The following is a 19081-nucleotide window of genomic DNA, read 5'->3' on the forward strand; positions in this document are numbered from 1 at the left end:
GAGACGCAGAGGCGCGGAGAGCAAGGTTTAGGGAAGCGGGCCGCTTGATGGAGGCCAGCCGCGTGCAAAGTAGTCACCCATGACAATAATGAAGAGGATCGCGAGGCCAATAAAAGCTGCGGCAGCATAGAGTTGGGTAACACGATTGCTGATCTTGATATGCATAAAATAATAGATGATCAGCACCGTCTTTGATGAAGCAATTGCCATAGCGATGAGCACACCCAGGACACGCGGGATCTCCATAAACCCTTCGATCCACCAGGCGCCCACCGTCAAAACCATCAGCACCATCAGGGCGGCAAAGACCCGATAGTAAGTGTCGCGTCCGATATGGCCGTGGCTATGATGGTCGCTTGCCGCTGCGTGCCCATCGGTGCCAGGCATGGTGTTGCTGTGTTCTGCCATCAGTGTACCAAATAAAAGAGCGGAAACAGAAAGACCCAGATAATATCGATCAGGTGCCAGTAGAGGCCCCCGATCTCGACTGGTGTGGAATAGACCGAGGTGAAGACCCCGCGTGCGGCCATAAAGGTCAGCATGCCGACGATGCTCAACCCGATCAGCATGTGGACAGCGTGCAGCCCGGTGGCGATAAAGTAGAGCAGGTAAAAGAGTTGATAGGGACTGCTCTGGCCCGGCGTGACTTCGTGGTGCGCATCGGCGGCAGCTTCGCCGTGGGCCGCGGGGAAGACAAAAGCCCGCCCGGGCACAAGACATTCTGTTTCGCCGAGGGGTGCGCCACTGGTGGCCCAGGCGATCGGCGTTTCATAGCCAGCGCAGTGGGCAAACTTCTCGCTATACTCATAGCCTTTGATGCCCAGGAAGGCCACGCCGAGCACCATTGTCACCCCAAGCAGGCGAATGAGGCGCTGTTTGCGTCCCTCTTCGGCGGCATTGACGGCAAGGGCGACGGTGAGGGAACTGACGAGCAAGACGACCGTATTGAGTGCGCCGAGGGGCGTATTGAGGTGATGGGCTGCCTCGGCCCAGATATCGGGAAAGGCCCAGCGATAGACCGTATAGGCCATAAAGATCCCGCCAAAGAGCATCAACTCGGTCACCAGAAAGACCCACATCCCCAGGGTAGCGGCCTCTTTCTGCTGTTGGGCCGTCTCAAAATGGTGCTGCAACTCGCGGCCGTGGCCGGCGTGACCGTGGTCAGCGTGTGCCCCGTGGCCCTGTACCTCTGATCCTTGCGTTGTTGTTGTTGTCGCCAAGGTTTCGCTCCTCAAACCTTTGCGCGGGGTAGGCATACCACCGCGAGAAACGGGCAGAGGTTGGGGCGCAGGTGAGCCTGCACACGACCTCTGCGACTGACCAGTCTACAGAGGTGAACCAGGGCGCCACGCAGCCGCGTCGCGCTCGGCGGCCTCGGGCGGGTAGGCATACGCCTCGGTGGTCACCACCGGGATCTCATCGAAATTGTGGGCTGGCGGCGGTGACGAAACCGTCCACTCAAGCCCGGTGGCATCCCACGGATTATCGCCGGCGAGCTTGCCCTTCCAGAGCGAAAGCGTCAGGTAGATCAAGGGAATAATGAAACCAATCGCCAGCACGGTCGAGCCTGCCGACGAGAGCACGTGGAGCACCTGGAATTCCTGGGGATAGACGTGATAGCGGCGGGGCATGCCCATATAACCAAGCACAAACTGGGGGAAGAAGGTCATATTGAAGCCAACGAAAATGATCAGGGCCGAAATCCCACCCCAGACCTCGTTGTACATCCGGCCGGTCATCTTGGGCCACCAGAAATGGATACCGCCGAGGTAGGCCATAATTGTGCCACCGACCATCACATAGTGAAAGTGAGCCACGACAAAATAGGTATCGGTGACGTGGATATCAATCGCGACCACCCCGAGGAAGATACCGGTGAGCCCGCCGATCACAAAGAGCCCGATAAACCCAAGGGCATAGAGCATCGGGGTGCGATAGCTAATCGAACCCTTATAGAGCGTCGCGGTCCAGTTAAAGACTTTGATGGCGGAAGGAATAGCGACGAGCATCGTAATGAAGCTGAAGACCAGGCCAGAATAGACCGACTGCCCGCTCACGAACATATGGTGGCCCCAGACAAGGAAGCCAATGATGGCAATCGCCATACTGGAGAAGGCAATGAATTCGTAGCCAAAAATGCGTTTGCGTGAGAAGGTTGAGATCAGTTCCGAGATCACCCCGAACCCGGGCAAAATCATAATGTAGACGGCAGGATGGGAATAGAACCAGAAGAGATGCTGAAAGAGCAACGGATCGCCACCGAGGGCCGGATCGAAGATGCCGACGCCCCAGATGCGCTCGATGGCAACCAGCAGCAGCGTAATGCCGACGACCGGCGTTGCCAGCACGATAATCAGACTGGTGGCATAGCTTGACCAGACAAAGAGCGGCAGACGGAACCAGGTCAAACCGGGGGCGCGCATCGTATGGGTCGTCACGATGAAATTCACACCGGTAGCGATGGACGAAAAGCCCATCACAAACGCCCCGGCAATGGTCAGGATCACATTTGAATTAGAATAGGTCGAACTAAAAGGCGTATAGAAAGTCCAACCGGTATCCACGCCACCAAAGACAGCGGCAGAGAGGGCAAAGAGCCCACCGATCATATAGAGATACCAGCTAAAGAGATTGAGGCGGGGAAAGGCCATATCGCGCGCCCCGACCATCAGCGGGATCAAAAAATTGCCGAGCACCGCAGGAATACCCGGGATCAAGAAAAAGAAGACCATGATGATCCCGTGCAGCGTAAACGCCCGGTTGTAAAGATCTGAGGAGAGCAGATCGCCCTGCGGGGTAATCAACTCGATCCGGACGACTGACGCAGCCAGACCACCCAGGAGGAAGTAAAAATTGATCGCAAGGAGATAAAGAATCGCAATGCGCTTGTGATCAACCGTGAAGAGCCAAGACTTGATCCAGGCCCAGACGGTTGGAGTATCATCTTCGAGATAGCCACGTGACGGAAGGGCTGTGGTTGCCATAATGCATCTTCCCTGGATAGTTCTATACGGTCTACTTCAATTCGTCAGCAACGACACCGGCGATCTGGTCATTCGAGAGGCGAGTGCTAGCGCTCCCACTATCCGAGAGCGACTTGATATACGCGACCAACTGATTCAACTGATCCTCGCTGAGTTGCCCATCGTACGACGGCATCACATTCGCATAGCCAGCGACAGTCTTGGCCCCAGGATTCAGGATCGACTCGCGGAGATAATTTTCATCGGCGGTCACCAGGCTGCCATCCTGCATCCGTGTCTCGACGTTATAGAGCCCCACCAAGCTTGGCCCAATGCCGGCCCCATCATCGCGATGACAACCGACGCACCCCAGGCTCGTAAAGAGTTGCGCGCCGGCGAGCGCCATGGGATCGCCGATCGACGGAATCAAAGTTGAACCACTACCTCCCGCGCCGGCGCTGCCATCGGGGAGAATAATCTCGCCGGGGGTGGTCAACCAGCGCTCATAATCGGCGAGGCTCATGGCAACGACACGTCCAACCATGCGGGCGTGTTCAGTGCCACAATATTCGGCACAGAAGAGATGGTACTCGCCGGTCTTTGTTGCTTCAAACCACATCGTGGTATAGCGCCCCGGCAAGACATCCTGTTTGACGCGGAAGGCGGGAATATAGAAACTGTGGATGACATCCTGCGAGGTCATAATCAACTTGACCGGCTGGTTAATGGGCACGTGCAACTCGTTATTTTCGCGCTTGCCATTGGAATGCTGGGTATGCCACATCCACTGCTTGCCAATCACATAGATCTCAAGGTTGCGTGCGGGTGGGGTGCGGATATCAATATAGAGGAACGCGCCCCAGAAAAAGACGGCCAGCACAAGCACCAGCGGAATGATCGTCCACGTCAATTCGAGCGGCAGGCTTCCCTCGGGTTGGTTTCTCCGGTCAGCCTTCTGGCTGCGATGGTAGCGCACCATCAGATAGAGAATAATGAACGGCAGGATGCCGCCAAAGATCAGGCTGAGCGCGATCAAAACACCATAGAGGGCATCAATTGGCCCGGCAAAGGTTGAGGCCTGTTCAGGAAATAAAGGGAAGTCGGGCATAGTGCTTCCTCTCAATCTGCGCTGGCAGCTGACCCGGGAGGTGCGCCACGTTGCTGAGAACTACGGCTTAGGAAAAAGATCGAGCCAAGGATGAACATCACGGTGATGGTTCCGGCGATGCGAGTGATGGTCATGACCAGACCGGTGTACTTGCCAGTCGAAGGGTCAAAGTGATAACAGAGCAACAGTAATTGGTCAACCGGTGTGCCAATCTTGTTCCCCGACGCCTCAACGAGCCCGAGGCGCAGGTCACTGGCGTTGTACTCGATGCCATAGAAATAGCGGGCCAGAACACCCCCAGGGGTGAGCACGAGAATGCCGGCGGCGTGCGCATACTGGTCAATCGTTTCGTCATAGAAGTAGCTAAAGCCTACTGCGTCAGCCAGTTGCTTGATGCTATCCTGGGTTCCGGTCAGAAAGTGCCAGCCCTCTTCGCTGCCAGGGCGAGCATAGCGTGACACGATCGCAGCTTTGGTATTGGCCGCGTGCATCGTCGTCTCGGTGGGATCAATGCTGACATTGACAACGTGGTAATCAATGCCTGCGGTAAGGCGCACATCACTCAAGCCGTCGACCATGCCATTGCGCACCAGCGAACAGAGCATGGGGCATTCATAGTAGCCCAATGCGAGCACCACTGGCAAGTCACCGAAGTAATCACCCAGAGCGACGGTTTCGCCATGTTCGTTGACAAACGGCAGATCGAGCGGCACCTTGTCACCGAGACGTTGCTCGAACGAGATATTCTCGAGAAGATGGGCCCCACTCTGTGCCTGCACGACTGTGGGGGCGAGGCTGAGCATCAGCATGATCGCAAGCAACATGGCTGAGAACCAGCGGAAACGGGGAGTGTAGATCGTCATGGTCTTGTCCCGCCCTCGGGTTGAGTTGCTGCAAAGGGAGCGATACCCTGCTCAAGCAACAATTCCTTGGCCCGATCGATAGGAATATGGGCAACGCCGGTACGCTGATTGACCCAGCCGTAGCTCTCGATCTGTTCCGTTGCCTCGCGCACAATGCGTGCCCCATCAATATTCGGGTTCTGTTCGAGGCGCGGCGAAGGGGGCAACTGGGCGAGTTCGGGCGGGGCCAGGTTATGGCTGACATCGCCAAGTTGCCCCTTGGTTGCGCCAAGCATAATGAAGATAACGACAATTGCCAGCGGCAAGAGACTGACACAAGCAATCGTGAGGATCAAGACCGGACGCATGCTCCAGTCGCTCACCTCATAACCTTTCGCGCGACTCTCTGGCGAGGGTTCTCTAATGGTGTGGCTGTCTGACGTATGGCTCATTGGGTTCCCTCTATTAACGGTGACACGTATAACAATGGGTCAGCCGACCATCAACTGGAATCTGATACTCTTGAACCAGCGCGAGCCGATCAGCAATCGGCATCATCTGTGGTTCGTAGGCCATATTGAAGACCTCATCACGTGGACGAATATGCTCTTCGGGAGCGCGGTGGCAGCCGAGGCACCAGCCCATATAGAGTGGTTGAGCCTTTGCCGTCAAGTGTTGCTGGTCAATCCGTCCGTGGCACGATGCGCACCCGATGCCCTTGGCAACGTGGACACTATGGTTGAAATAGACAAAATCGGGCAAATCGTAGACCCGATTCCAGAGCACGGGTTCACCGGTCTGATAGCTATCGCGCACTGGTTGCAAAAGCGGGCTATTCGTCCAGATCTGCGAGTGGCACGACATACAGGTATCGGTCGAAGGAATGCCTGCGTGGGCAACCCGTTCGACAGTCGAATGGCAATAGCGGCAATCAATCATCAATTGATCAACGTGGTGTTTGTGGCTAAAAGGCACTGGTTGCTCGATCGCATCACCGACCCCGGTATACCAGGGTGACAGGTAGAGCCCGATCAGAGCTGAGATAATGCCGACAATGAGCAGCACAATCGCAGCGATACTCACCAGCAGGATTGCATTGGCGTTGCGCGAGAAGATCTGTGCAGACATGACGGAAGCTCGCTCTCTATACCGTTACGGCCCACCAAGCAGGGCACGCTCTTCGGCGGTCAGGGTATCAGCGTCAACATTCTGGCTCAACTGCAGGGCGCGCACATACGCGGCGACGGCCCAGCGATCCTCGGGTGGAATGCGATGCGCATAACTATACATCCGGTTGATGCCATTGGTGATGACGTCAAAGTAGTAGCCAATGGCAACCGTGCGGAGGCGGTCATTGTGCAAGGTTGGCACCTGAAGCGGCCCGCGATAGGCGATCACGCCGTTGCCGTCGCCGGCCAGACCGTGACACGGCGCACAGAAGGCCTCGTAGCGGGTCTGCCCACGTTCAAGCAGATCGGCGGTCAGTTCCATGGGCAAGTCGACCGCCAATTCACCATTGAGACGCCCAGTAAAGAGCGCCGAGTCGGCTTCGAAACTCCCCATTGCGACCGTATTTTCGACGGGTGGGCGCATCGAGCGGCCATCCTCAAAAAAATCACTCGGGCGATTGGGCCGATACTTGGGCTGATCGTACATATCGATATGACATCCGACCAGCACGAAACAGAGGGGCAACCAGGCAAACCGGGCCAGGAGGCTCATCACGGTTGGCTTCCTACGGAGGGATGGGGCAACAGGCTGCATCTCAGGCCTCGCCTTCTTCGCCAGCCAGGGCTTCATTAGGATTGCGTACACGGGCCATATAGCTTGTCCGTGGGCGGACATTGAGCAGACCAAAGACCGTATAGTTGTGCGGCTCGGCCTTGCGCTGGGTCACGAGGCTCTGGGTATCCCTGATATCGCCAAAGACGATGGCCTGCGTCGGGCAGGCTTGCTGGCAGGCGGTGAGGACTTCACCATCGCGAATAGGGCGATTACCTTCAACCTTGGCCTTGATCCGCACGGCACTGATGCGCTGGATACAGAAACTGCACTTCTCCATAACCCCCCGATTGCGTACCGTCACCTCGGGGTTGCGCCCGAGTTTCAGGCTTGGCTCGTTGAGATCTTGATACTGGAAGAAGTTGAACCGGCGCACTTTGTACGGGCAGTTGTTTGAGCAATACTTGGTGCCGACACAACGATTGTAGATCATATTATTGATGCCTTCGGCATCGTGAACGGTTGCGATGACCGGGCAGACCAGTTCGCACGGAGCACGCTCGCAGTGCTGGCAGAGCATTGGCATCACATAGGTTTCAGGGTTATCGAAGTCGTGGCCAGCAAAGTAGCGGTCGATGCGGATCCAGTGCATCTCGCGCCCGCGGGCGACTTCTTCCTTACCGACGATGGGGATGTTATTCTCGGCCTGGCAAGCGACCACACACGCATTGCAACTGGTACAGGCGGTCAAGTCAATGCTCATCCCCCATTGGGGGCCGGTCTTGAAGTCGTTGGGGGCGGGCAGTTCATCAGGAAGCAGACTGATGTAGCCGTCGGTGCCGGGGCCGGGTTTATCTTTGCCGTACTCTTCCTGATAAATTTCACGCGAGATATACTTGGGGTCTTCTTTGAAGCGGGCGAAGGCCCCGACGCGCACAATATCGCGTGCCTCGAGCGTCCAATGGTTCTGGGTACTTGCCAGCGCATAGGTGCCACCGGCGAGGCTCACTTCAAGCGGGCCAAACCAGGGAGCGTCACTGGTGCGCAACTGATACGTATTGAAGCCCGTTCCGTCTGAGACCCGTCCACCGCGTGGGCCGTGCCCATAGCCGAGCGTCACCGTGACGGTTCCCTCGGCGTGGCTGGGCACAACCCAGATCGGCATCGTCAGCGTCCGCCCAGCGTGTTGGAGTTCGATCAGCGTGCCATTGGCCTTGATCAACTGTTCGAGGGTGCGCTGGGCGGTAAGATTATCTTCAGCCGCAAGATCTTCGGGGTTGATGCTGAGGTTAAGCAGGCTAATCGCCGTACGCGGACTGATCAGCGCCGCATTATCCCAGGTCAGCTTGGTGGTGGGCCGGGGAACCTCTTGGAGCCAGCCATTATTGGCATAGCGCCCATCATAGATGCCCGGATCGGGTCGGAAGTTGAGCTCAAGCCCGGCGGGGGCTGGCGCGGGCGGTTGGAAGGTGAGCCCACTGCGCAGGGTGACAGTGCGGGCGGGCAGGCTGGTGTCCGGCACCACACCATTATTCAGACTGCTCTTGAAGAACGGCTCAAAATCGGCGTTATCTTCAAAGCCGCTTGCCTGCTGCCAATAGCCACTCACGACCGAATAATCCGTCTGCCCACTCTGCCCGAGCATCACCGCGAGCAGATCGTGCGGCGTGCGCCCGCCATAGAGCGGCTCGATCAAGGGTTGAATGATCGTAGTGGTGCCATCGAAGGCACGCACATCGCCCCAACTCTCTAGGGGATGCGCGGCGGGCACAAACCAGGTACTAAGGGCAGCGGTCTCATCATCGTAGTAATTGAGCACCGCGCTAAAGCGGGCCTGAGCCATCGCGTTCGCAAAATCGAGATCGGCAGGCGCGGTAAAGACCGGATTAGAGTCGAGAATGATCAAGGCTTCAACGGCCCCGCTCTTCAACTCATCGGCCAGGGTACGGAGGTCAGCGAGTTGATTGGTAGGGGCAACGGCGACAGGATCGCTATAGGTCACGGTTGTCCCGACGGCACCAAGGGCCACATTGATCACATGGGCGAGGGCATGCACCTCGGGCGGCTGCGCCTCACCGGCGATCACCAAGCCTTGCCCACCGGCGGCCCGCAGATCCGCGACGGCGGCCGCAACGAACGCGGTTGCCGGCTCGGCGAGCGAAGGTGGTGCCCCGTTGAGGCCTGACACACCCAGGCCACTTGCAAGCGCATACGCGAGACTAGCGACGTCACCAGCCTTGAGGGGCAAGCGATGATCGGCCACAATCCCGGTTGGGGAGAGCGCCGGTTCGACGCTATAGAGGCGACTCACCTCGGTACTAGTGCCGAGCACACGGCGACCGGCGGCCCAATCGCGGGCATAACGCACCCGGCCTGGCCCCTCGCTGAACACATCAGCATCGAGGGTCACGATCACCCTGGCGAGATCCAGGCGATACCGTGGCTCGAGCGGCTCACCAAACGCCAGTTCGGTGCCACCATAGGTCTGCGAGCGCCCGATGGGGTCATACTGCACCCAGCGCGCATTGGGCAGGCTCGCCAGCAACTCATTGATCTGGGCGGCCAGGCTTGGTGACGTAACCGTCGGCGTCAACAGACGCAACCCCTGGCCCTCCAGTGCCCGTTGTAACTGCATCACCTCGCTCAACGCGACCACAAACTGATCCCATGTCCGGATCGTATTGCGGCTCAGCACCGTCTCGGGGCGATCGGGATCATAGAGGGAGAGGATTTCGGCCTGGGCAAAGAGATCGGTTGCGCCGAGGCTGGCAGCGTGGTTCGGATTGCCCTCGATCTTGACCGGGCGGCCATCGTAGCTCTTCACGGCCACCCCGAGCCCAAAGCCATCGAGGGGCAAGGCCGTCGCATAGTACTGAGGAAGGCCGGGGACGCGATCATGCGGAGCACGCGCAAAGGGTGCGATCTGCTCTTGCGGTTGCCGGATTGCCATCGTACAGCCTGACAGACCGGCAAGGGCAAGCGACGCGCCCATCAGTTTCAAAAAGGTACGGCGCGTCACCGGGTCGTTCAACTCGGACGCACCCGCAGGGAATTCGCGATTCAGAAATTCGTGAAAGGTCGGGTTATCAGCCAGTTCATCAAGCGAACGCCAGAACTTCCGCCCTCGTGAGGATTGGAGGCGGGAGCGAATTGCTTCAAGCTCGTGCTCGGAAGCGTGGAGAGTGATCTCACTCATTGGCAGCAGCCAGACTAGCCAGACAGGCACATAGCGGCGACGCGTACTTTGTGAAGAAAAACACTAGTTTGAGGAGTAAAGCAGATACATTGTGAAAACAGGCACTAGAATTGCAAGGCTATTATAGCAGACAGCAAGCGTTTTCAGGCATCAAGAAAGATATCTGTTAGACCTGAAAGATCGTACCTTTAGGAATAGAAGATCTAGGATACTTGCCGTGCTGGGGCAGCGGCCAGTGCCGCTGCCCCAGCACGGCAAAGATCGTTACACATGGCCCATCTTGCGGCGATAGCTCTCATCGAGCAACTCGACGATATAACGCACCTGAACCTCTTCGCCGCGGCGGCGCAGTTCACCGGCGAGTTGCAGGGCGCAGCCCGGATTGGCCGTTGCGATCACCTTTGCGCCGGTGGCGAGGGCGTTCTTGACCTTACGTGCGCCAAGCTGGGCGGCCATCTCGGGTTGAGTCACATTATAGACACCAGCACTGCCACAACACAACGAACTTTCGTTCATTTCGCGCAACTCAAGTTCAGGAATCGCCCGTAAGAGTTGACGCGGTTCGGCGGTAATGCGTTGTGCATGCGCCAGGTGACAGGGTTCCTGATAGGTGACCGTAATCGGCAGTGGAGCTAACCCAGCCTTGTTCATGTCGATACTGGTCAGAAACTCGTGGATATCCTTAATTTTCTCGCTGAAGGCTTCGGCGCGGGCGTGCCAGATGGTATCGTCGTGCAGCAGATGCCCATATTCTTTGAGCGTGCTGCCACAGCCAGCCGCATTGATGACAATTGCATCTACACCCAGGTGCTCGAAGGCGGCAATATTGCGCCGGGCCAGCGCGCGTCCGCCGTCGAGATCGCCGCCGTGCGTATGCAGAGCCCCACAGCACCCCTGGTCGGGCGGCAAAATCACTTCACAGCCATTCTGTTGCAGCACCCGGATCGTGGCCTCGTGAACGTGAGAAAAGGCTGTCCCCATAATGCATCCGGTCAGCACGGCCACACTATAGCGCCGCTCGCCAATGGCCGGGAAGATCTGCCCCTGGGGAACCGTAAAACTACTGCTGATCGGCGGCAGCATCGTCTCGGTTTCGTCCATCCGGATCAGTTTGAGGATGCCGCTGTTGCGGGCAAACCACTGCAACCCGCTGCGTTGATAGAGCCGCATTGACCATGAGAAGGTACGGAAGGCCCGCATATCCTGGAAGAGCAGATCAAACACCCCCCGTCGCAACCCTTCCTGCCAGAGTGGTCGCGGGGGCAACACAGGCTGCGCGGCGATAGACGTTGGTGCCTCGGCGCTGCGCCCGGCATCACGCGCCTGCTCGATCTGCGTCCGGCTTGCTTCGAGAATGGCCCCATACTGCACTCCCGAAGGACAGACGGCCTCGCAGGCGCGACAGTTGAGGCACTGGCTCATCTGCTCTTGAAAGACCTCGCTATCAATGCCGATGCGGCCTTCATCAACGGCCTTCATCAAATAGATGCGCCCGCGTGGCGACGACATTTCCAGGCCCGTCTCGCGATAGGTCGGGCACGACGAGAGACAAAGCCCGCAGTGGACACAGGTATTGATGATCGCGGTGCTGGGGCGATCCTTATTGCCAAATCCAACCAGGGGAATGTCGACCTTTGTTCTTGCTTTGGTAGGCTCACTCGTCACAGTTGCTGCTCCTCTAGATATAGTTTCACAAGGCCTTGATTGCGCGGGCTATCGTTAATATTCTGGTTAGGCAAGGTTTCAGAAGGGCCGGATCAGTTTGACCCTCGCCGCGGAGTGCCGACTTCAGTCGGCTGAGCCGGAAGCCGACTGATGGTCTTTCAGTAAATGATCCGCTATGCGCCTGATGCCGTCGGGCTAAAGCCCTCGGCTAGGGACTGCGAAGCCCACCTTCGTGGGCTAGAGCGGATTAATTTCTTGAAAACCATAAGCCGGCACTCCGATGAACGTAAGCGGCACCGCATCCTGGAACCTTGTCTTAGGGCACAAAACGCACCGAAGGATGCATGCATCCCTGGGGATCGAGTTCGGTCTTCAGCGTGCGCATCAGATCCTGGGCAGGCACGAACCCCCAGGGGTGGAGGCCCGCCCGTACGGCAGGTGTGGCGTCAAGCAAGTGGACATGCAGCCAGCGTTCGGCGAGGAGTGTATAGAACTGGCGGAGATCTTCCGTGGCACCGGTGGCGTGCAGATACGCGACGCCATTGAGGGCGCGTGCGTTGAGGCGCAGGCCAAGGCGACACTGCACCGCAAGCTGTCCGGCATCTTCCACCGCCTCACACAGATCGGCGGGTGGCACGGCCAGGCGTATGCGGGCAGTGTGCGGGTCAGAGCCAGCGCTATCAAGGGCAATGAGCTCGTGCCACAGGGCGCTTTCGGCTTCACCCTCCAGGTGCTGGCTCACCATCAGGGAGGAGCCTGCCATCAGCGCAAGTTCACGCAGATGGCGTTCAACCGCAGCGGGATGGCCTTCAGCACGTATATAGAGCAGCGGAAGAGGGGAGAGTACGGTCTGGGATGAAGGCGATCCTGCTTCGATGGTTGGGATATGTTCAGGAACCTGGAGTGAGACCGCGGCGGCAGCAGCCTGGAAGGCCTCGACATATTCAACGGCAGTTGGCTGCAAGCGACTGGCGGCCAAGTGATCAACCAGCGCAAAAGCACTGGCACGATCAGGGCAGGTCAGGACGAGCGTCGCCGTAGTAGGTGGTTGTGGAAAAACCTTGAGGCTGACGGTGGCAATAATGCCCAGGGTACCACGGCTCCCGACAAAGAGCTTGGGCAGGTCATAGCCGCTCACATTCTTGACCACCTGAGCGCCGAGGCGCACGAGGGTGCCATCGGCTTCCACGACCGTCATGCCAAGCACCCAATCGCGCAGGGTGCCATAGCCTGTGCGGCGCGGCCCATCGACGGCGGCAGCCACGAGGCCCCCCAAGGTCGCCTGCTCTGCCCCGGCGACGTCGAGGGGGAGTTGTTGCCCATTCGTGGCGAGCAACCGGCGCAATGCGGCCAGCGTCATCCCTGCCTCGACGCCAATGGTGAGATCATCGGGAGCATAGGTGCAAACCCGGGTCAAGCGTTGCGTCAGAATGACAACCTGCACGTCGGTGCTTGTGTGGTCAAGCTCAGGTGGTGTACCGCCACCGAGAGGCACAACGGCGACCCCGGCGCGATAACAGACGGCGACACTCGCGGCCAGTTCCTCGACAGTACCGGGTTGGATCGTCACCTGCGCGTCGTGCGCGCTGACATAGGCAGAGCCGAGCAACTGGCGGAGCGTGTCGGCCAGAGCTGCGACGGGCAACTGCGGCTCGCGTGCGGCGTGCAAGCGTGCGCGTCGCTGGGCAGCCAGGTCAAGCGGCGGCATCGCCGTCGGAAAAATCTTGGCCGGATTGAACTGATTGGTCGGGTTAAAGACCGCAAAGACAGCGGCGTGCAATTGCAGATCAGCGAGACTCATCAAAAGGGGCAAAAAATCCTGTTTTTCCAACCCAATGCCGTGCTCACCACTAATCACGCCGCCCTGCTCGATGCTCAACGCAAGCACCGCCTCGGCGATCGCGTGGGCGCGATGGGTCTGGTCGGCATCGCGGGGATCATAGAGCACGAGGGGATGCAAATTGCCATCGCCGGCATGAAAGACATTGCAGACCTCCATGCCATATTCTTGGCGCAGACGCTCGACATGCTCCATCATCAGGGGCAAGCGAGTCCGCGGCACCGACGTATCAACGAGCAAATAGGCGGGCGCGAGGCGGCCAATCGCCCCGGCAAACGCCTTGCGCGCCGCCCAAACGCGGGCCTGTTCAACGGGCGTACGGGCCGGGCGCAGTTCAAACGCGCCCTGGTCACGACAGATCTGCAGGATCTGCTCGAGCAGATCATCAAGCCCATCCTCGACCCCATCCACCTCAATAATCAGGAGGGTCGTACCCTCGGCTTCGGGCAAGCCGAGGCCATAGGCCCCATTGACAGCCCGAATGCCATTATGGTCCATCACCTCAAGCGACGTGGGAAGCGAACCAGCGGCAATGACGGCGCTCACCGCTGCCGAGGCGGCAATCACACTGGGGAAGAGGGCGAGCACGACGCGATTCGCCTCGGGCAATGGTGTCAGGCGAACAATCGCCCGCGTCACCGGCCCAAAGGTTCCTTCGCTACCGACGATCACGCCGGTCAGATCATAACCAGACGCCTCGGCAACCCCATCGCCAGTCCAGACCAGCGTCCCATCGGGACGCACGAGTTCGACAGCGAGAATATGATTGGTTGTCACCCCATACTTCAGACAATGAGGCCCGCCGGCATTGGTCCCGAGATTGCCGCCAATGGTACTGGCGCGTTGGGAGGAAGGGTCGGGGGCAAACTGAAAACCGAGGGGGGCGAGGTAGGCATTCAACTCAGCATTGACCACGCCTGCTTGAACAACCGCGAAGCGTGAGCGCGTTTCAACCTGCTCGATCTGCTCCATCCGGGCGAAGCTCAGCACAAGCCCACGACGGACGGGAACAGCGCCACCGGCAATACCCGTCCCGGCACCACGGGCGACAATCGGATAGCCGGCTTGCAGCGCGAGGCGCACCGCAGTTGCCGCCTGCTCAAGCGTCGCAGGCACAGCCACGAGATCGGGTATGCAAGCCACAATCATGCTCGCATCTGCATCGTAGGTACGCAGTGCATCAAGCGAGGTCACAACAGCGTGTGAACCGAGTGCCTGGCATAATGCGGCAACCAGACCATCAGCGGGGGCAACGTGATCCATTGGCACCATCGCCTATCCAGGAAGTCTCAAGCGGAAACGGCCTTATTGTAACATGTTCTTATCTATTTGTGGCACTCTGCACGCCCTAAATAGTGTATGAAATAAGTTTCCTATGCTGGAGTGTCGGCTTTAGCCGGCTGAAGCCGGCACTCCCTTCGGCAGCAGGGCAGAAAACGTACGTTGCAGATCACTAAGGTGATGCGAAGCCCATCTCGTGGGCTTGCGCGGATTCATTTCTGGAAGATCATAAAGCACGCACACCTAAACCGTGAAGCCTCTGGGGCTGTGCCCCAGAGGCTTCACGGTTTAGATCGTATGAAGGGCCTAGGCTGCTTTAGTAACGAGGACGCCGATCGTAGCTACCTCGACCAGACGAGGACTTCTCCTCGGCCTGGTTCACCCGCAGGTTACGACCATCAACCTCGTGACCATCAGTCGCCTGGATCAACGCACCGATGTCATTTGTTTCCATCTCGACAAAACCAAAGCCGCGTGAACGGCCAGTATCACGGTCGCTAATGACACGTGCGCTCTGAACATCGCCGTGATCCGCAAAGATCTGCGTCAACACGTCATCATTCACGCTCCAGGGAAGATTTCCGACAAATAATTTGACCTGCATTCCAACACTCCTCTGCGCGACTGCGCAGGCTTAGATGACAGCATTGCTATCATCACGATACATCCGTCGACAACTCGAATCGCCGATGGCCAGGCATATGCCTGACGCGCTCGCTCCGGCAAACACAACAACAGCATACTTCGAGCGACGAAGGGTATCCGTGGAACCAGGAACTAAGAGGTAAGTAAGGTCTCACAGCAGGTGATGTTGGCTAACCTATCCATTATACCAAGCCTTGAGCTAAAAAGCAACCGTGATCGAGAAGCTAGATAGGGCGATGGCATCATACGAAACCGGAGACAAAAAGACGCTCTCTCAGGGCACCCGCAAGGGGTGCCCCTACCGGCCGGGGGCCGGACCCGGTGTACGGGCACCCCTTGTGGGTGCCCTGGCGGGGTGCATACACGGAAGATGCAAGCGCCCTATACCCGCCATCCACCGGCTATCCACAACGGCTTTCTGGTGCTATACTGAGTAGAGAAGAACAAAGGAGTTTCCGATGCAAAAACGCATTCTTGGTTCAGAAGCTGTCATCGGCACGGATGATACCAGCACCTGGCTCGACCTGGAGTCACTCGCCAGGGTTGAGCTTTCTTCCGAGGACCCTGACCACCCGATCGAAGCCGCCTTCCGTCCTGGGTCCGGGTCAGGCTGGCGCGCAGCTTCCCCCGGGCGCCAGATCATTCGGCTTATCTTCACTGTGCCCCAGGCCCTTCGGCGCATACGTCTTGTCATTGATGAAGCTACGCATCAGCGCACGCAGGAGTTTGCGCTCACCTGGGCAGAGGCAATGGGCGCACCGCAGCGCGAGATCGTGCGCCAGCAGTTTACGTTCAGCCCACCCAACACGACTCAGCAGGTCGAGGATTACCATGTGGAACTGGCTGGCGTGAGCATCATTGAGTTACAGATCATTCCGGACATCAGCGGAAGCCCGTTGCTAGCCTCGCTGGCAACATTCCAGCTTGCGTAGGGCTTGGCAGCTTAATGAAGGAGTCCAGAGCAATGCCTGATCGCACATTATCAGTCTACGAATCCGCTGATTGGTGGGCACGCCTCGCCGGTGTCGCCCATGTTCACTATGATGCTCGAGGCATCCTGTTGGTCAATGAGGTAGCCGTTGAGTCGACGCGCAAAAGCGGGCACTTCACGGTGCTGAGTTGCGTGGATGGAAGTACGACTGTGGTCTTGAGTAGTTTTCTCCGTCTGGTGCCTGATCAAGACCATCAGGATGTGCCAGGTGATCCGCTGCTCAAAATCTGAACGTCCCCAGTGCATCAAGCACTCAACCCGGCTTGCTGGCGCACCTCTTCGCGCAGCGAGTCGGGATCCCAGCCGGCATCGCGGTCGAGGTCGGCATCGGCGAGATCGGCCAGCAGCAGTTGCTCGAGATCGGCAATGCGGCGGCGAGCGTTGGTGAGATAGGCGGCCTGATCATCGCGGTGTGCGACCAATTCATGCATTGACTGTTCATCGTGGTGCAAGAAGGTCTGGGTTGCGCGGCGGGCCTGATACGCCCGAAAGCCCATTGTCTGCATCACCTCGGCCCCCATGCGCAGCGCCGTATCAACACTCTCACGGTAGACGTGGTGTGCCCCCGCACGCACGAGATCCTGGGCGTCATTCCAATCAAAGGCACGAGCATAGATCGTCAGATGCGGAAAATGTTTCTTGGCTGTGTGGACGAGGGCCATCGTCTTTTCGGGGGTGTCAAGGGCGATCACAAGAATTTTCGCGTGGCCGGCCCCTGCCGAGGCGAGCAGATCGTAGCGTGAGGCATCGCCATAGTAGACTTTTAGCCCCAGCTTTCGCAAGAGATCGACCCGATCCGAGTCGATATCGAGCACGGTGGTACGGATATTATTGGCCTTGAGCAAACGACCGACGGTTGCGCCGAAGCTGCCAAAACCAACGATCAAGACCGCATTCTCCTCATCAATTGCGTCAGCGGGGCGGGCTTCGGCTTTACGGGTGCCAAAGCGCGGCTGCACAAAACGCTCGTTGATGACGAGCAAGAGCGGCGTCAACGCCATTGAAAGGGCCACAGCGGCCACCAGCGGATCGGTCAGCGCCGCCGTCAACACACCCTCCTGGCGGGCAAAGGAAAAGAGCACAAAGGCAAACTCGCCCACCTGCGGCAACGAAAACGCCACCAGCGCACTCTGATCCATGCTCAGGCGGAAACTCCGGGCCAGCCCAAAGAGAATGGCAAATTTGACGGCAATGATCGCGACCACAAGGCCGACGATCAAGAGGGGTTGCGCGAAGAGCAAGCCAAAATCAATCGAGGCCCCTACCGCAATGAAAAAGAGGCCAAGCAACAGACCCTTGAAGGGATCAATATCGCTTTCGAGTTCGTGGCGATACTCGCTATTGGCGAGCACAACCCCGGCGAGGAAAGTCCCGAGGGCGGGACTCAGCCCGACGGCGCTCATCAGCAGGGCAATGCCGATCACCAGCAAGAGCGCCGCAGCGGTGAAGATCTCGCGGAGGCGGGTCTGGGCGATGGCACTGAGAGCGGGGCGGACGAGGAAGCGACCAAACACAATAATCGCGGCCACAGCCCCGATCACGGCCAGCGTCTGCGCCCAGGGCGGCAGGGATGCGATCAACGTCGTGCTTGCGTGGCCCTCATCGTGATGTTCAGCGGCGGCACTGCCCCCGGCGGCAAGCAGCGGGAAAAGCGCGAGCATCGGGATCACCGCAATATCCTGGAAGAGCAGCACCGCAAAGGCACTCTGGCCGCCCTCAGTTTTGAGCAACCCACGTTCAGCGAGCGATTGCAGCACAATCGCGGTTGACGAGAGCGAGAGGGTCATGCCGATCGCGACTGCTTCTTGCCAGGTCAGGCCGACGACGATGCCGAGGCCCGCAAAGACAAGTGACGTCACGAGCACCTGCAAACCACCGAGCCCCAGAATCGGCTGACGCAAGCGCCAGAGCAGACTCGGCTCGAGTTCGAGGCCGACCACAAAGAGCATCATCACCACGCCAAACTCGGCGAAGTGCATCACATCTTCACCCTCTTGCCCCACCAACCCGAGCATAAACGGGCCGATCACCACTCCGGCGAGCAGATAGCCCAGAACGGAACCGAGCCCAAGGCGTTTGGCAATGGGCACCGCGATCACGGCGGCGGCAAGATAGATGAACGCCTGAAAGAGCAGACTCCCATTCATACCAGCACCTCCGGCGCAAGCGTCGACATGGCCTCATTCATCGTCGCATAGCTTTGCGTCGCTGAACCATCGAAGGGAAGTTGATTGTTATGCACCCACTCGAGCAAGCGTCGGTACGCAACCGCCTCCCTAACAAGATCGTCCTCGTTCAGACGATGCGTGCCATAGATCACATAGGGGGCAAGATAGTCCATCCGGCAGAGCCGTGCGGTCTGCTCAATCGGCAGCAAGAAATCACGGAGCGTATGCTTCTGGAAGCCTTCATGCATGTATGAAGAGGCTGGGCCACCCACCGTTATGATCTGAAAGACCTGTTTGCCACGTAGCGCCTCGCCGCGCAGACCATACGCCCAGCCATGCTCAAGCACGAGATCCATCCACTGCTTGAGCAAGGGTGGCACACTGTACCAATAGAGTGGATGTTGCATGATGATCGTATCGTGGTTGGTCAGCAACTCTTGTTCATAGGCAACATTGAGGTGGAATGAGGGACAGTGCTCATAGAGATCATGGAAGGTGAGACCAGGAAGCTTCGGTAGCGCCTTGAGCAGGCGACGATTGACCCTGGATTTCTCCAGGGCCGGATGAGCGAAGAGTACCAGCACACGTGCCATATCATCTCGCTTGACTAGGCTAAGGGAATTTTACTTGGTGACGAGAGGGTATTATACACGACGGGGT

16 protein-coding genes are annotated in these 19081 nt (G+C 58.4%); 2 read left to right on the forward strand and 14 right to left on the reverse strand.

Annotated elements, in window-relative coordinates:
• Nucleotides 1-27 precede the first annotated feature (27 nt).
• The 12 genes from EKD05_RS17850 to EKD05_RS17905 all read right to left on the reverse strand — a co-directional run bounded on the left by EKD05_RS17850 (nucleotide 28) and on the right by EKD05_RS17905 (nucleotide 15221).
• Complete coding sequence (locus EKD05_RS17850) at nucleotides 28-408, reverse strand: cytochrome C oxidase subunit IV family protein (RefSeq protein WP_240695838.1); 381 nt, start codon at nucleotides 406-408, stop codon at nucleotides 28-30.
• Nucleotides 408-1220, reverse strand: a complete 813-nt coding sequence (locus tag EKD05_RS17855) for a cytochrome c oxidase subunit 3 family protein (RefSeq protein ID WP_240695839.1) — start codon at nucleotides 1218-1220, stop codon at nucleotides 408-410. The genes EKD05_RS17850 and EKD05_RS17855 overlap by 1 nt, the downstream gene beginning before the upstream one ends.
• Before the next feature lie 105 nt (nucleotides 1221-1325).
• A complete protein-coding gene (gene ctaD / locus EKD05_RS17860) occupies nucleotides 1326-2984 on the reverse strand; it encodes a cytochrome c oxidase subunit I (protein WP_129675255.1) in 1659 nt (552 codons plus the stop codon).
• A 31-nt stretch (nucleotides 2985-3015) separates the two neighbouring features.
• Nucleotides 3016-4071, reverse strand: a complete 1056-nt coding sequence (coxB, locus tag EKD05_RS17865) for a cytochrome c oxidase subunit II (RefSeq protein WP_129675258.1) — start codon at nucleotides 4069-4071, stop codon at nucleotides 3016-3018.
• Between the two features lie 11 nt (nucleotides 4072-4082).
• Entirely contained in the window at nucleotides 4083-4934 is an 852-nt protein-coding gene (locus tag EKD05_RS17870; RefSeq protein ID WP_240695840.1) for an SCO family protein, read from the reverse strand.
• The gene (locus tag EKD05_RS17875) at nucleotides 4931-5296 is read right to left on the reverse strand and encodes a hypothetical protein (RefSeq protein ID WP_240695841.1); all 366 of its coding nucleotides are present in this window, start codon (nucleotides 5294-5296) and stop codon (nucleotides 4931-4933) included. The genes EKD05_RS17870 and EKD05_RS17875 overlap by 4 nt, the downstream gene beginning before the upstream one ends.
• A gap of 82 nt (nucleotides 5297-5378) precedes the next feature.
• Complete coding sequence (locus tag EKD05_RS17880) at nucleotides 5379-6041, reverse strand: cytochrome c3 family protein (RefSeq protein WP_129675264.1); 663 nt, start codon at nucleotides 6039-6041, stop codon at nucleotides 5379-5381.
• Between the two features lie 24 nt (nucleotides 6042-6065).
• The gene (locus EKD05_RS17885; RefSeq protein WP_129675267.1) at nucleotides 6066-6677 is read right to left on the reverse strand and encodes a cytochrome c; all 612 of its coding nucleotides are present in this window, start codon (nucleotides 6675-6677) and stop codon (nucleotides 6066-6068) included.
• Nucleotide 6678: 1 nt separating this feature from the next.
• On the reverse strand, nucleotides 6679-9831 hold the full coding sequence (locus tag EKD05_RS17890) for a TAT-variant-translocated molybdopterin oxidoreductase (RefSeq protein ID WP_129675270.1): 3153 nt from the start codon (nucleotides 9829-9831) through the stop codon (nucleotides 6679-6681).
• 264 nt (nucleotides 9832-10095) lie between these two features.
• The gene (locus EKD05_RS17895; RefSeq protein WP_129675273.1) at nucleotides 10096-11496 is read right to left on the reverse strand and encodes a (Fe-S)-binding protein; all 1401 of its coding nucleotides are present in this window, start codon (nucleotides 11494-11496) and stop codon (nucleotides 10096-10098) included.
• Nucleotides 11497-11812: 316 nt separating this feature from the next.
• Complete coding sequence (locus EKD05_RS17900) at nucleotides 11813-14599, reverse strand: FAD-binding oxidoreductase (RefSeq protein WP_129675275.1); 2787 nt, start codon at nucleotides 14597-14599, stop codon at nucleotides 11813-11815.
• Between the two features lie 334 nt (nucleotides 14600-14933).
• Nucleotides 14934-15221 carry an RNA-binding protein gene (locus EKD05_RS17905; protein ID WP_129675278.1) on the reverse strand — a complete coding sequence of 96 codons (288 nt, stop codon included), beginning with the start codon at nucleotides 15219-15221 and terminating at the stop codon, nucleotides 14934-14936.
• 499 nt (nucleotides 15222-15720) lie between these two features.
• Between EKD05_RS17905 and EKD05_RS17910 the strand changes: the two genes are divergently transcribed.
• Both EKD05_RS17910 and EKD05_RS17915 read left to right on the forward strand, forming a co-directional pair.
• Nucleotides 15721-16194, forward strand: coding sequence for a hypothetical protein (locus EKD05_RS17910; RefSeq protein ID WP_129675281.1), 474 nt, complete (start codon nucleotides 15721-15723; stop codon nucleotides 16192-16194).
• 32 nt (nucleotides 16195-16226) lie between these two features.
• Nucleotides 16227-16484, forward strand: coding sequence for a hypothetical protein (locus tag EKD05_RS17915; protein ID WP_129675284.1), 258 nt, complete (start codon nucleotides 16227-16229; stop codon nucleotides 16482-16484).
• Nucleotides 16485-16498: 14 nt separating this feature from the next.
• Here the strand turns inward: EKD05_RS17915 and EKD05_RS17920 are convergent, their stop codons facing one another.
• Complete coding sequence (locus EKD05_RS17920) at nucleotides 16499-18400, reverse strand: monovalent cation:proton antiporter-2 (CPA2) family protein (protein WP_129675287.1); 1902 nt, start codon at nucleotides 18398-18400, stop codon at nucleotides 16499-16501.
• Nucleotides 18397-19014: an NAD(P)H-dependent oxidoreductase gene (locus EKD05_RS17925; RefSeq protein ID WP_129675290.1), complete on the reverse strand. Its 618-nt coding sequence runs from the start codon at nucleotides 19012-19014 to the stop codon at nucleotides 18397-18399. Before EKD05_RS17925 ends, EKD05_RS17920 begins: the two co-directional genes overlap by 4 nt.
• Nucleotides 19015-19081 lie beyond the last annotated feature (67 nt).

Source organism: Candidatus Chloroploca sp. Khr17 (genome assembly GCF_004138165.1).
Taxonomy (GTDB): Bacteria; Chloroflexota; Chloroflexia; order Chloroflexales; family Chloroflexaceae; genus Chloroploca.

What these genes read in the sequence shown, in the direction of transcription:
- EKD05_RS17850 (WP_240695838.1), bottom strand. Translation starts at nt 408, where the DNA reads ATGGCAGAACACAGCAACACCATGCCTGGCACCGATGGGCACGCAGCG.
- ctaD (WP_129675255.1), bottom strand. Translation starts at nt 2,984, where the DNA reads ATGGCAACCACAGCCCTTCCGTCACGTGGCTATCTCGAAGATGATACT.
- coxB (WP_129675258.1), bottom strand. Translation starts at nt 4,071, where the DNA reads ATGCCCGACTTCCCTTTATTTCCTGAACAGGCCTCAACCTTTGCCGGG.
- EKD05_RS17870 (WP_240695840.1), bottom strand. Translation starts at nt 4,934, where the DNA reads ATGACGATCTACACTCCCCGTTTCCGCTGGTTCTCAGCCATGTTGCTT.
- EKD05_RS17880 (WP_129675264.1), bottom strand. Translation starts at nt 6,041, where the DNA reads ATGTCTGCACAGATCTTCTCGCGCAACGCCAATGCAATCCTGCTGGTG.
- EKD05_RS17885 (WP_129675267.1), bottom strand. Translation starts at nt 6,677, where the DNA reads ATGCAGCCTGTTGCCCCATCCCTCCGTAGGAAGCCAACCGTGATGAGC.
- EKD05_RS17890 (WP_129675270.1), bottom strand. Translation starts at nt 9,831, where the DNA reads ATGAGTGAGATCACTCTCCACGCTTCCGAGCACGAGCTTGAAGCAATT.
- EKD05_RS17900 (WP_129675275.1), bottom strand. Translation starts at nt 14,599, where the DNA reads ATGGATCACGTTGCCCCCGCTGATGGTCTGGTTGCCGCATTATGCCAG.
- EKD05_RS17905 (WP_129675278.1), bottom strand. Translation starts at nt 15,221, where the DNA reads ATGCAGGTCAAATTATTTGTCGGAAATCTTCCCTGGAGCGTGAATGAT.
- EKD05_RS17910 (WP_129675281.1), top strand. Translation starts at nt 15,721, where the DNA reads ATGCAAAAACGCATTCTTGGTTCAGAAGCTGTCATCGGCACGGATGAT.
- EKD05_RS17915 (WP_129675284.1), top strand. Translation starts at nt 16,227, where the DNA reads ATGCCTGATCGCACATTATCAGTCTACGAATCCGCTGATTGGTGGGCA.
- EKD05_RS17920 (WP_129675287.1), bottom strand. Translation starts at nt 18,400, where the DNA reads ATGAATGGGAGTCTGCTCTTTCAGGCGTTCATCTATCTTGCCGCCGCC.
- EKD05_RS17925 (WP_129675290.1), bottom strand. Translation starts at nt 19,014, where the DNA reads ATGGCACGTGTGCTGGTACTCTTCGCTCATCCGGCCCTGGAGAAATCC.